The sequence below is a fragment of the Pedobacter sp. 01T416_2 genome (genome assembly GCF_056398925.1).
Map to the genome: position 1 here is coordinate 1 of NZ_JBFTQI010000049.1, position 13,948 is coordinate 13,948.

A 13,948-nucleotide genomic window follows, 5' to 3' on the forward strand; every position below is an offset into this window, starting at 1 on the left:
GCGGTTGCTTTACCAACGGTTAACCAACTGGCCTGAATGTTTTTAATATTGGGCAACATAATGCGGCTCAAGGCAATCATGCGGATATATTCATCAGCTGTTACATTGTTGCTGATGCCGCGGAGTCTTTTTAATAAAGTTCCGTCATCCTGGAAAGGCCATGGAATAAAAGCCAGGAATCCGTTTGCATCAGCAGGTTTTTCGCTCTGTACCTGACGGATCCATACCAAATGTTCAAAACGCTCTTCAATGGTTTCTACGTGTCCAAACATCATTGTCGCTGATGTGGTAATATCTAATTGATGGCATGCACGCATTACATCAAGCCATTCCTGTCCACCACATTTTCCTTTTGAAATTAAACGCCTTACGCGGTCATTTAAAATTTCGGCACCTGCACCAGGAAGCGAATCCATTCCTGCTTCTTTTAACGCTTTTAACACTTCTGTATGCGTCATYCCTTCCAGCTTTGCCACGTGTGCAATTTCCGGCGGGCCCAAAGCATGTAATTTTAAATCAGGATATAATTCTTTTAGTTTTTTGAAAAGATCCGCATAAAAGGCTAAACCTAAATCCGGGTGGTGACCGCCCTGTAATAATAACTGATCTCCACCTAAACGGAAAGTTTCTTCAATTTTTACCTTATAGGTTTCGATATCAGTAATATAACTTTCATCATGGCCAGGCCTGCGGAAGAAATTACAGAATTTACAGTTGGYAATACAAACGTTGGTCGTATTTACATTACGGTCGATCTGCCAGGTTACTTTGCCACTGGGTAYCTGAATTTTTCTTAATTCATTCGCTACAAACATCAACGATGCGGTATCGGCATGATGATATAAATGTACTCCTTCTTCAAGGCTCAAAAAATCGAAATGTAATGCCCGTTGCAGTAAATCGGCTGTATTCATACCACAAAGATAAGGAAAAGGGAGGGAAGGTTGAGGGGCTAAGGTTTAAGGTTTGTCAAAAAAATAACAAACACAGTTAATCCACCAAAATCTATTAAATCTTCCTCATCAGTGAAATCATTTATTATATCTTTACGGTTCTAAAAATTAATATGGTAGATTTTAATCGTTTTACACTTGCCAATGGTTTAAAAGTTTTGGTGCATGAAGATGCGACAACGCCAATGGCAGTTTTAAATATTTTATATGATGTTGGTGCCCGTGACGAGGATCCTGAAAAAACCGGTTTTGCGCATTTATTTGAGCATTTAATGTTCGGTGGATCGGTAAATATTCCAAATTATGATGAGCCTTTGCAGCGTGTAGGTGGTGAGAACAACGCTTTTACGAGCAATGATATTACCAATTACTACATCACGCTGCCTGCAGAAAACATAGAAACGGCATTTTGGCTGGAAAGCGACCGTATGCTGAGCCTGGCTTTTTCTGAAAAGAGTTTAGATACGCAAAGAAATGTGGTGAGTGAGGAGTTTAAGCAACGTTATCTTAACCAGCCATATGGCGATGTTTGGTTAAAGTTGCGTCCGCTGGCTTATAAAAAGCACTCTTACCGCTGGGCAACTATCGGAAAAGAGCTCTCGCATATCGAAAACGCCACTATGGACGATGTAAAGGCGTTTTTCAAAAAACACTATACACCTCAAAATGCAATTTTGGTTGTTGGTGGAAATGTGAAAACTGAAGATGTAAAAAAACTGGCTGAAAAATGGTTCGAACCGATCCCTGCGGGAGAGAAGTACAACCGTGATTTAGTTCAGGAAGAGCCGCAAACAGAAGCGAGACAAGAAACCGTGAAGGCAAATGTGCCTTTAAATGCGCTTTATATGGCTTTTAAAATGCCAGGGCGCTTAAATCAGGATTACTATGCCTTTGATTTATTATCTGATATTTTATCACGTGGGCAGTCTTCGCGCTTGTACAATAGTTTGTTGAAAGAGCAGAAACTTTTTAGCGATATCAATGCCTACATTTCGAGTAGTTTAGATCCGGGTTTGTTTATAGTTGAAGGTAAACTGGTGGGAGGAGTAACAACCGAAACTGCAGAAAAAGCAATCTGGGCTGAACTGGATAAATTAAAAGCCGAACTGGTTTCTGATGCTGAATTAACAAAAGTAAAGAACAAAGTAGAATCTGTACTTGTTTTTTCTGAAATGAGTTTATTGGATAAAGCAATGAACCTGGCTTACTATGAGCTTTTAGGTGATGCCGCTTTACTAAACCAGGAAACTGAAGAATTTTTAAAGGTTAAAGCAGAAGATATTAAACGGATCTCTAACGAAACTTTCCAACCAAATTCATCATCAACTTTATATTATTTAACTGAAGAAAATGCTTAACAGACAACAGGCGCCTGATTTTAAGCAGGTATCGACAATAAATTTTATCCATCCAGAAAAAAAAGCATTGGATAACGGTGTGCCCGTTTTTACAATCTATTCCGGAGAACAGGATCTGGTACGTATCGAATTTATTTTCGAAAACGTAAACTGGAAGCTCGAAAAACCGTTACAGGCCATTGTGGTAAGCGCATTGATCAATAATGGAACAAATAAATTATCGGCGAAAGAAATAGCCGAACAAATTGATTTTTATGGTGCATTTTTTCAAACAGAATATGTTCAGGATCAATCTTCGGTTACACTATACACTTTAAATAAACATTTACGCTCGGTACTGCCGATTGTGAAGGATATTTTATCAGAAAGCCAGTTTCCACAGCATGAACTTGATATTTACATTCAAAACCAAAAGCAAAAGCTACAGGTAAACCTGAAGAAAAACGATGTTCTTTCGAGAAAAGAATTTGCACAGGCTTTATTTGGTGATACAGCTTATGGGGTAAACATAAAAGCAGAGCATTACGATGCATTGAAGCGCGAAGATCTGGTTGATTACTTTAAGGCCGCATACGCACCAAATAATTGTACTATTATTGTTTCAGGTAAGTTTGACGATGTTAGCTTTAACCTGCTGAACGATACTTTTGGACAAGGTTGRGAAAAAAGTAATGCGGTAAAGAACAGTTTCAATTTTACTCCAACAAAAAAACAATTTGTTTATACGGAAAAGCCAGAAGCTTTACAGTCTGCGATCAGAATTGGTCAGTTGGCCATTAACCGTAAACATGAAGATTTTCCTGGTCTTCAGATTTTAAATACCGTTTTAGGTGGATACTTTGGCTCACGTTTAATGAATAACATCCGTGAAGATAAAGGCTATACTTACGGTATTGGTTCTGGGATTTCTTCGCTACAACAGGCCGGTTATCTTTTTATTGCTACTGAAGTTGGTGCCGATGTTTGTTCGGCTGCATTAGCTGAGATTTACAAAGAAATAGAGTTATTGAAAAATGAACTGGTAGGGGAAGAAGAGCTGGATCTTGTTCGGAACTACATGTTGGGTTCGATGTTGGGCAGTTTGGAAAATGTATTCTCACACGCCGATAAATTCAAGAACATTTATTTCGCAGGATTGGGCTACGATTACTATACCAAATATATAGAGAAGGTTAAAACTATTACTGCCGAAGAATTATTGGCCTTAGCAAATAAATACCTTACTACTGAGAGTTTTACCGAGGTAGTAATCGGGAAGAAATAAATTTTGTTAGATCAATTAAAAGAGTCTATGTCAGAATCTGTCACGTTGAGCCTGTCGAAACGCCTAAACATATTTGGGATCCTTCGACAGGCTCAGGATGACAATTCTACAATAATGATATGACCTCTTTTTACTACCTATACTGGCATAAATATGTCGTTTGAACGCTGGCTTTTACTTTAAAAGAGGAGTTTGCGGGCACTTCAAAATTACTACCAGCTTTAATGCTTTGCCAATCTATGGTACCTGGTAAAAGCGCTGTTAGTTCACCCTCTATAACATGCATAATTTCTTTCTGAGCTGTTCCAAAAGTATATTCTCCCGGATTTATAACGCCGACAGTCGATTTTCCTTCAGCGGTTTCATAGCCTAACGATTTAACGTTGCCATCAAAATATTGGTTTTCAGTAATCATATGCTAATTTATAAAGTTTTTGCTAAAACAGCTTTTTGTTTATCAGCCTGGTAAATCTTTTTATAAAAATCCACATACTCACCATATTTTTCTGGTGGATACTTTTTATTGTTCATGGTTTGCGTACGGCTATAAACAATCATATTGTCTTTTACGCTGAATTTCGCGGTATATGATCCAAATTCTGAGTTGATCGCAATATCTTTCGGAATAAATTCTACATTATATCCTTTTGGTAAGATATAACTGATTTCATCATCGTCATTATAACTGAACGGAACAGAAAAGTATGTTTTTCTACCCTCTACTTTAAGCGGAACGCTTTCCCGTCGGTTAATCTGATTCACTACCAGGAATAATTTGTCTCCACCCTTAGTTAATATTGGATTGGTTTTAAAATTTATTTCTTCTGTAAGCACAGGCATAGTCTTATCAGCCTGTACATATTTATAACTGATCAATTCTGCAACTGGAATGGAACTATCTTCAATTATTTTTTTCCGGAGATCAACAGGTTCCATTAAAGTCATCGAAAAATTTTCTTCAAATTGCGCGTTGCCATAAGTAGATTTTATTTCGGAGCTGGCTGTACCATCTTCTGCCAAGGTAATTTTGGTTTTTCTGATCTGATAATTTTCTTTGGCATTGTAAACAGGAGTATGCACTATTTTTCCTCCATCTTCGGTAACCATTAATACATTCCGGTCAGAATTGCTATAGCCGATAAATCCCATTGGTTCATATTGGCTGGTGCATTCTAAAAAGGTAGTATCTTTTGCTAATGGAACACACAAAATCATGTGATTTGCCTGCCCCACACTAGAATAAGTTGGGTTTAAACTGGGCATATCGTTTCCGATAACAATTAAGTTTGAAGAAATTCCAGCCTCGTTAAGCAGTGCTTTCATGTAATTGGATAATGCTTTGCAATCTCCATAATTTACCTGGGCAACTTTTTCAGCTAAAATAGGTCTAAAGCCTCCTATTCCTAACTGAACACTTACATAACGGGTGTTTTGCTGCAAATGGTTATACAAAATCCGGATTTTTTCTTTTGGTGTTTTGGCATCCTTGATTAAATTCTGCACCATTAGTTTTGTTGCTTCAGGAAGTTTATTACCACCTTGATTTAAAGTATACAACCATGATCCGAAATTTTTCCAGTTATCAAAATTTCCTGTTGAACCATCGTATTCAAACTGATTGGGGGAGGCTTTAACCCAGGCAGAAATGTTATCAATGCCGGTACTTAAAGGCTCTTCAGCAACTGCTGCAACATTGGCACTTTTCCATTTATACTGTACTTTTTCTCCATTAATTACCGAGTCGGTTTGTAAATTCGAACTCGTAATGTACCGCATTTTGTAGTTTTTTGCCTTTTGAATTGTGTATGCCGATTTTTCTACCGATGCGCCAAAACCTTTTAAGTCGTACCATGAAGGGAAATAAAGCAGTCCATTATAGTCCTGGCTATAACTGTACTCTATGGTGTACGGATAGGTTATACTTACAAATTTTAAGCGCTTAAGTCTATTCTCTTCGAAGATCGAAAAATCCGAAATCAGGCTTTGATCTTTAATATCCGAACTTTTATAGTCTTTTACTTTTTTTCCTGCTGCATCGTAAAGGGTAGCCCTAATATTGTATATGCTGCTAAATTTATCGTAAACTTTAGCCATCTCACTATATTCTTCGCCGGCTTTGTTCAAAATGGTCATTGCCACTTTATAATCCATTTTTGCCTCACCTAAACCCTTAACATCAAAAAAAGATTCTTCGTTTCTAATTACCACAACAGCGTCCTTTTTTAGGTTTTCGGGGATCTTCGCTGCATCGTAATCTACCTGTGCCAACGCAGTGTTAATGCTTACAAGCGCAAGCGCCAAACTTAAATAGTATTTCATTATACTTTCTTTTTAAATACAATTTGTTCGGCCTGTTTTTCTACAACAGCTTTAAATAACTCTTTTAAATCAAAATATTCTTCCGGTGTATAAAGCGATTTATTTACGCTTATTATACTTTTTACCATTAAGGTTTTACCCTCTGCAACGTAATTGATCGTAAATGTCCCATTCTCTTCCGGAAGTTTGTAAATTCCTCCTTTTGGCAGCTTATCCACCTCGTAATCTTCAGGGAAGTTGATGGTAATCCGGTAACTTTCTTTAAATGGATAGGCAAAATCGACTGGGAATTTTCGTTGTTCCAGTTTGAATAAATTTTCTTTGGTTCTTTCGAAAAGCAGAGGAGTGAAATATACCAGATTGCCTGCTTCTTCTACATTGTCTTCAATTACAACATCCATGCTTTCTGTCAATAGCTCCTCAAGATTGTCGAGGTTATCTATTTTATAATTAGAAACTTCAAGACCCGTTTTGTCTTTTTTAAAGTTTTTAACAAATTCGGTTTCGTTATTGGTTTTTCTGTATCTATTGCGAAGGTTTAATGCGCTGTAACCTTTTGAATATTGATTAATTTTTCCCGTTAACTTATGGTCTTTATCAAGCGTCATGTTATAAACAAAAATCTTTTCGGTCGATACGCTTGGTTCAGTAGAAAGCCATTTTCCATTAAAGTTTTTTAAATCCATGTAAAAGCCCTGGTGACTCAGATTGTCTGAATCTATCATGCCAGCAGGGAGATCTTTGTCTGTGGCATCAAGAAAATATAAAGCATTTCCAWTCTGCGTAACACCAATTACGTTATTGAATGCCGATACTACCGGATATCCGGGATGTTCACCATTTTCTCTTGTGCTGATCAGAACAGGGTAGGCATCAATTTTTGCTTCCTTTAATAAGCTTAATAAGGCAAGGTTAATATCAGCAGATGAGCCTGTTTTCTTTTCGAAAATGCTTTTTGGATTGGTTTCGTTAGCATACTTCGAGTATTCTTTGTTCCATTTTAAGTTGTTTTTAACATAGTTGACAATAAGTTTTACTGCAGCCAAAGTATCCTTTTCTCCTTTCAGAATGCCTGGGAGTGCAGATTTAGCAAAACTGCTTTTATTAATAAAGCCTCCAAAATTTTCATCTAGGGCCAGCCCATTAATGATTTTTGGCCATGAGCCATTAAAGTCTTTATACATTTCGCCTGGGAATTGGGTTGCCCTGAGCTCAAATTCTATTTTGGGCGTATAATCATCCATTGTGGTTACATAGGGCTCCTCTTTCAGGGCAGGTACATTCATCGCACAGTATTTATCGTAAACAGCAGTAGAAGTTAAGCCTGATACGTAGCTCGCATTTACATTTTGGTGGAGCGGATGATCGACCTGATAATATCCACTTAGGTTGTTCTTATAAGTTAGGTATTCAGGTATCTTTACATTGTACTCTGACCAAAGTGTTGGAATATTTGATTGGAATTTCCAGCCCCGGAGTGTGAAAATAAAATCTGATTTGATTTTGTACTTAAATTCGATAATAGAGCCCTCTTTAACATTGGGTAACGCAAATTTTTTGATTACATAGTTTTTGTTAAACTCCTCGGTAAACTTGGCATCCTTGTTCAGTTTACTGGTAACCATTTTGCCATCAACCATATTGTAAGTTGCGGCGTCCATAAAATTGAGGTCTTCTTTAACAGAATTACTGCTTTTATACAGTTCTACTTTATAATTAGCCAGGTCATAACCATTTTTGTTTAAGATTTTGTAACGAATGTGTCGTTCAAACACATAAATAAACCCTCCATTAGGATTATATTCGAAATAACAGTCGCCAACATCAAACAGTTTAATCGCTGAGGCAGAAGAATCCTGGCCAGAGGCTTTCACTTCGAATTCTGTTGGTGCAATTTTACCAAACTTAAATTCTCTTTTTATGGGTTGAGTGGTTTGGGCATAGGCGGTGCTAACTCCAATGCATAGCATTAAAGTCAGAAATTTGAGAGCATTTTTCTGCATTTATAAAATTAGTTTTTTGGTTACTGCAATAATAAAAACATTCTTCGAATTATTCTTAAATAATTGGAGCTTAACCAGCAATTTCCTGTTTATATGTTTTTAAGTATTCATTCCGGACAAGTTTTGCCGTTTTATGGTCTTTAGTATGGCTCCATCCGGGAGGCATAAAGATGTACAGAAACTTGTTTTTAATACCTGGTGCACGCCAAACATCTTTGGCCAGGAGAACAATTTCGCCAAAATAAGCATCTAAAAAGCTGTGTTTTTTCATTTCCCGGGTAATACCATATTCAATTTTTATTGTTTTGTCTTCTTCCTGGTAGGTTTTAAAAACATGGTCCCAGATGGGTAGCAGGTTGCAGAAATTGGTATCCATATACAATGCATTCTTTGCATGGTGTACACGATGATGAGAAGGCGTAAGGATGATTTTATTTAAAAATCCAAAACGGCCATCTTTAGAAATATTTTCTCCAATGTGGATAAAAGACCCCCAAAAACCATCGATAAACATAATTAAGAAAAGCAGGGCAGGGCTAACACCCAAAAGAATACATGTTGTTGTTCTAATCAGGTCGGCGTAAGGTGCTTCAAGAAAAAAATGTGCAAAATTTACCGATAAGTTCATGGTTTCAGGTGCGTGATGGGTGGAGTGCAAACACCAGAAAAGCCTTACTTTATGCGCTAAAAAATGATAAATAAAATGCCCGAATTCCCAGATCACGTACCCATATATCAGCCAGTACCAGGTAATTTCTGTTTTAAAAATGGCGTATTTGCCAAATAAACCGATACAGATAGACACCATGCCGATAGAAATAATGCGGCCAATAAAAGAATTAATCACCAGTGAAAAGAAAGAAATCCGGTAATCAACCACTTTAAAACGGCGGTAAAATGTCATCCTGATGATTTCAAAAACCAATAAAAAGGGAATCAAAGGCCCCATGAGCGCACTAATGCCATTCCAGCTCATAAACTGGCTATAGTCATTGGTTTGCAGTAGTTTTAACAGTGCTGGTAAGCCGAAAAATCCAACAAGCCATTCCTTTACGCCTTCAAGAAAATCTATCATCTAATTATATTTGGTTTATTGAAATTATATAAAACTAAAATTTTATTCAAATAATTTCGCTTAATAGCTAGGTCATTGTTACCAAATACTTATTAAAGCTTAGTTTTTGCTTTGTGATGATAGCGATTGTCAGACAAGCTCAATATTTAAGGATTTTTATCATTATACTTTTATATTCCCTCAATTTTCGTATCTTTGCCTGGCAAATAATAAATCCTAATTTATTTGCTATGCAACTCGATTCCACAAAGTTTATTGCCACAGGTTTAACGTATGACGACGTACTTCTAGTACCTGCATATTCCGAAATTCTGCCCCGTGAAGTAAATACAGCCACTTTTTTAACAAAAAAAATTAAACTTAATGTTCCATTGATTTCTGCAGCGATGGATACTGTAACAGAAGCCGAACTAGCCATTGCCATCGCGCAAAATGGAGGTATTGGTATGTTACACAAAAACATGACCATAGAAAGACAAGCCGAAGAAGTACGTAAGGTTAAACGTTCTGAAAGCGGTATGATCCAGGATCCGGTTACCTTATTGGAAACAGCTGTTGTAGCCGATGCTTTTAAGATTATGAAAGAGCATAAAATTGGTGGTATTCCTGTTGTAAGCAGCGACAATAAATTGGTGGGTATTATTACAAATAGGGATTTACGTTTCCAAAAGGATATGAAAAGACCGATTTCTGAGGTAATGACTAAAGAAAATTTAATCATTGCACCAGAAGGTACTACTTTAGTTCAGGCAGAGGAAATTCTTCAGAACCATAAAATCGAGAAACTTCCTGTAGTGAGCAAAGACGGTTACTTAAGCGGTTTAATTACTTTTAAAGATATTTCGAAGGTTAAAAATTATCCTGCCGCTTGTAAAGATGAACGCGGCCGTTTACGAGTGGGTGCCGCAGTTGGTGTAACAGCTGATACTATACAACGTGTTGATGCCTTGGTTCATGCCGGTGTTGATGTAATTACTATTGATACTGCTCATGGTCACTCTAAAGGAGTAGTTGATAAATTAAAAGAAGTTAAAGCTAAATATCCTGATCTGCAGGTTATCGTTGGAAATATTGCTACCGGTGCTGCTGCAAAATTCTTAGCCGATGCTGGTGCTGATGCCGTTAAGGTTGGTATTGGTCCTGGTTCTATCTGTACAACAAGAATTATTGCTGGCGTTGGTGTTCCTCAATTATATGCGGTTTACGAATGTGCCAAAGCTTTAAAAGGCACAGGTGTTCCTGTTATTGCCGATGGTGGTATTAAACACACAGGTGATATTGCCAAAGCAATTGCTTCAGGAGCAAGCACCGTAATGGCAGGTTCGCTATTTGCAGGAGTTGAAGAATCACCAGGCGAAACCATTATCTACGAAGGACGTAAATTTAAATCTTACCGTGGAATGGGCTCAATTGAAGCAATGGAGCAGGGTTCTAAAGATCGCTATTTCCAGGATGTAGAAGATGATATTAAAAAGCTAGTTCCAGAAGGTATTGTAGGCCGTGTACCATTTAAAGGTACCTTAGCAGAAGTAATGTATCAGTACATTGGTGGTTTACGTGCAAGTATGGGCTATTGCGGTGCCGCAAATATCGAGGCATTACAAGAAGCACAATTTGTGCAGATTACTGCGGCAGGTATGCGCGAAAGCCATCCACACGATATTACGATTACTAAAGAAGCACCAAATTACACCAGATAAGGTATTTCCTTTCCAATAATCGTCATTGCGAGGAACGAAGGAATCTTATTAGTCAATATTTTTATAGAATTCAGCGGGGCATCGTTTACGATAGCCCCGTTTTGTTTTTCAGACCTTATAGGTTTTTAAAACCTATAAGGTCTGAAGAATTGATAATAAACAGAAAAATCACAAAATAAAATTTGGCAGATAAAATTTTTTAATATATTTGTCGACTAAATCTATAGGATTTATATAATAATTATGAAAACAAATCAAAAAACACGCTCGTATTGTTGTTGTAGCCATTCTAAAACGGTAATCGCATACTTTCGAACGAGTCATTAATCAACAACATTTAAACAAACTATATAACTAATCATGAACAAAAGTTTACTAATTCTCTTTTCATTTTTACTTTCGGCAAGTTTTGTCTTTGCCCAAAGCCCAGTAACCGGCGTAATTAAAACAACAAATGGCAGTACAATACCACACACTACTGTAAAGGTAAGAGGAACAAACCAAGCCGTAGTGGCAGATGATAATGGTGTTTTCAGCATAAATGTAAAACAAGAGACTCCATTTTACCTTCAAGTGAGCTCAGTTGGCTATAAACCTCAGGATTTTCAGATTTTAAAACTTCAGGAAACACCAATAGAATTGGTTCTGGTAGAAAATGCATTATTGGATGAAATCGTTGTAACGTCGAGAAGACGTTCGGAGGTTTTACAGGACGTGCCTATTCCAATTACTGTAATCGGTGGCCAGGCAGCAGAAAATGCAGGTGCTTTTAACGTTAACCGTTTAAAAGAGTTAGTGCCATCTGTACAATTGTATGCATCGAATGCCAGAAATACAACACTTAATATTAGAGGTCTGGGTTCAACATTCGGTTTAACTAACGATGGTATCGATCCGGGGGTAGGTTTTTACGTAGATGGTGTTTACCATGCGCGTCCGGCTGCTACCTCGACCGATTTCCTAGATATCGAACAAATAGAAGTAATCCGTGGTCCTCAAGGTACGTTATTTGGGAAAAATACTACTGCAGGTGCGTTTAACATCACCACTACAAAACCAACCCAAACACCAAGTGCCAAAGTAGAACTAAGCGTTGGAAACTATAACTTTATCCAGGCAAAAACATCAGTTTCGGGAGGAGTAGCAAAAAATCTTGCTGCGAAAATATCAATCTCCGGTACCCAACGCGATGGTACAATATGGAATACCAGAGAAGAACGTAAATATAGCGGACAAAATAACCTTGGTTTTAAAGGCCAGTTGTATTTTACCCCTTCAGATAGGTTACAGATACTATTAAGTGGCGATGTTAGTGTTCAGCACCCTGCAGGTTATCCTTTGGTAATTGCTGGCGTTACCACAACAGAAAGAAGCGCTTATCGCCAATACGCTAAAATTGTTTCCGATTTAGGCTATCAGCAACCTAAAATTGATCCTTTTTCAAGAGAAATAAATACCAATACCCCCTGGAGACATAATCAGTCAATCGGTGGTATATCTTTAAATGTAGATTATAAAATTGGTGGCGGAACATTAACATCTACCACAGCATGGAGATTCTGGAACTGGGATCCTACAAACGACAGRGATTTCTCTGAAYTGTCKGCRTTGACCAAATCTCAAGGTAACTCCCGCCATGATCAATATTCACAGGAAATTAGATATGCCGGTAATATCACCGATAAATTAAGTGGTGTAATTGGGGTGTTTGCCCTTGCTCAGAACTTAAAAGGTTTGGCCCAAACAGAAGAAGTAGGTAAAGATCAATGGAGATTTGTGCAAACAAGCAATACGGGTAGTCAGGCATTATATTCAACCCCTGGTTTATTAGATGGCTTTGGGATTAAAACCAATTCGACCATCAAATCCTTAAGTGCAGCTATTTTTGCTCAGGTTGACTGGGAATTTTTAGAGCATTTTCACGTATTACCTGGCTTGAGATACACCTACGATAAAAAAGATGTGGACTACGACAGGGTAACTTATGGCGGATTGCAGACTACAGATGCCGCTTTACTTGCACTAAAAGCCGCTGTGTATAGTAATCAGCAGTTTACTACCAAAGTAGATAACAATAACCTATCGGGTAACTTAACGGTTTCATACCGCCCTAACACGAAGTTAAACGTTTATGGAACTTTCTCTACTGCTTATAAACCTGTTGGTGTTAACGTAGGTGGCTTGCCAACTACCTCAACCGGACAAGCAGACTTGTCGGTTGCTGTTGTAAAGCCAGAATATGTTCAACATTACGAATTAGGTTTAAAAACAAAACCGGTTAAAGGTGCCATATTAAATATTACCGCTTTTAATACCGATATTAAAGATTACCAAACCAATGTTCAATCTCCACAGTTGGGGGTAAATAGGGGGTATCTCGCAAACGCAGAGAAAGTTAAAGTAAAAGGTTTGGAAATTGATGGAACTTATCAATTGGAAAGGTTCTTAACTTTAAATGCTGCGGTAGCTTACCTTGATGGTAAATATGTGAAATTCACCAATGCACCACTACCTTTAGAAGAAACCGGCCATACCGAATTGGTAAACGGTGTAGCTACCCAAGTTGCATTCAAAGATGCTTCGGGAGGCAGATTGCCAGGTATTTCTAAATGGAACATTTCTGGAGGCTCTGAATTTAGTACCCCCGGTAATTTAGCAACCAGGGCTGGTAGATATTTTATCGCCGGCGATGCGAGTTACCGTTCAGAATATTCGTCAAACCCTACACCGTCAAGCATTTTAAATGTTAAAGGTTATGCTTTATTTAATGCAAGGTTAGGATTTAAATCAGATAAGTTCTCTTTGTTTGTTTGGAGCAGAAATATCGCAAACAAAAACTATTATGAACAATTGCAGGCTGCGGCTGGTAACTCAGGCTTATATGCAGGCGTACTTGGCGATCCAAGAACTTATGGTGCAACAATCCGTTATGCTTTCTAAGATCGTTTAACAAAAAAATCTTTTCTCTTATATTTGGTTAAAAGGAGTGGTGTTAATGCTACTCCTTTTTTGTGCTAAAAAATACTTAAGTGTCCTCAAGTGGTCAATATTATTTAGAAAAGCCAAGACAGAATTCCAGTTTAGCGTCAGTCCTGCTATCCCTCCAAGTCCTGGCTCATGCTTCGCTCCGGGCTTTCCGTTTTATCAGGTTTATTTAACAAAGTCGGTGGTTCTTGGAAAGAAAATTATACGATCAAACCTCGCAGGTTTTAAAAACCTGCGAGGTTTGATTAAAATAAGTCCTGTAACAGCTTTGTGTAGAATTAAAATTTACAG

General features: G+C 37.7%; 10 protein-coding genes. 5 read left to right on the forward strand and 5 right to left on the reverse strand.

From position 1 onward, the window contains the following. Positions 1-914 (reverse strand): CofH family radical SAM protein (locus AC1DPQ_RS03790; RefSeq protein ID WP_477608007.1); only part of this gene is annotated, 914 nt, incomplete at its 3' end. A gap of 152 nt (positions 915-1,066) precedes the next feature. Between AC1DPQ_RS03790 and AC1DPQ_RS03795 the strand changes: the two genes are divergently transcribed. After that, positions 1,067-2,311 carry a M16 family metallopeptidase gene (locus AC1DPQ_RS03795; RefSeq protein ID WP_477608009.1) on the forward strand — a complete coding sequence of 415 codons (1,245 nt, stop codon included), beginning with the start codon at positions 1,067-1,069 and terminating at the stop codon, positions 2,309-2,311. Continuing rightward, positions 2,304-3,575, forward strand: coding sequence for a M16 family metallopeptidase (locus AC1DPQ_RS03800; protein WP_477608010.1), 1,272 nt, complete (start codon positions 2,304-2,306; stop codon positions 3,573-3,575). Before AC1DPQ_RS03795 ends, AC1DPQ_RS03800 begins: the two co-directional genes overlap by 8 nt. A 133-nt stretch (positions 3,576-3,708) precedes the next feature. Here AC1DPQ_RS03800 and ppnP read toward each other — a convergent pair whose 3' ends face one another. The 4 genes from ppnP to AC1DPQ_RS03820 form a co-directional block, all read right to left on the reverse strand. Beyond that, on the reverse strand, positions 3,709-3,990 hold the full coding sequence (gene ppnP, locus AC1DPQ_RS03805; protein WP_477608012.1) for a pyrimidine/purine nucleoside phosphorylase: 282 nt from the start codon (positions 3,988-3,990) through the stop codon (positions 3,709-3,711). A gap of 8 nt (positions 3,991-3,998) precedes the next feature. After that, a complete protein-coding gene (locus AC1DPQ_RS03810; RefSeq protein ID WP_477608014.1) occupies positions 3,999-5,894 on the reverse strand; it encodes a DUF3857 domain-containing protein in 1,896 nt (631 codons plus the stop codon). Next, positions 5,894-7,897 carry a DUF3857 domain-containing protein gene (locus AC1DPQ_RS03815; RefSeq protein ID WP_477608016.1) on the reverse strand — a complete coding sequence of 668 codons (2,004 nt, stop codon included), beginning with the start codon at positions 7,895-7,897 and terminating at the stop codon, positions 5,894-5,896. Before AC1DPQ_RS03815 ends, AC1DPQ_RS03810 begins: the two co-directional genes overlap by 1 nt. A gap of 70 nt (positions 7,898-7,967) precedes the next feature. Next, on the reverse strand, positions 7,968-8,972 hold the full coding sequence (locus AC1DPQ_RS03820; RefSeq protein ID WP_477580407.1) for a sterol desaturase family protein: 1,005 nt from the start codon (positions 8,970-8,972) through the stop codon (positions 7,968-7,970). Positions 8,973-9,202: 230 nt separating this feature from the next. Between AC1DPQ_RS03820 and guaB the strand changes: the two genes are divergently transcribed. From guaB to AC1DPQ_RS03835, 3 genes are all read left to right on the forward strand, one after another. Next, complete coding sequence (gene guaB / locus AC1DPQ_RS03825) at positions 9,203-10,672, forward strand: IMP dehydrogenase (protein WP_477580409.1); 1,470 nt, start codon at positions 9,203-9,205, stop codon at positions 10,670-10,672. A gap of 360 nt (positions 10,673-11,032) precedes the next feature. Then, positions 11,033-13,612 carry a TonB-dependent receptor gene (locus AC1DPQ_RS03830; RefSeq protein ID WP_477580411.1) on the forward strand — a complete coding sequence of 860 codons (2,580 nt, stop codon included), beginning with the start codon at positions 11,033-11,035 and terminating at the stop codon, positions 13,610-13,612. 55 nt (positions 13,613-13,667) lie between these two features. After that, on the forward strand, positions 13,668-13,948 hold a 281-nt coding region (locus AC1DPQ_RS03835; RefSeq protein WP_477608018.1), incomplete at its 3' end, for a hypothetical protein.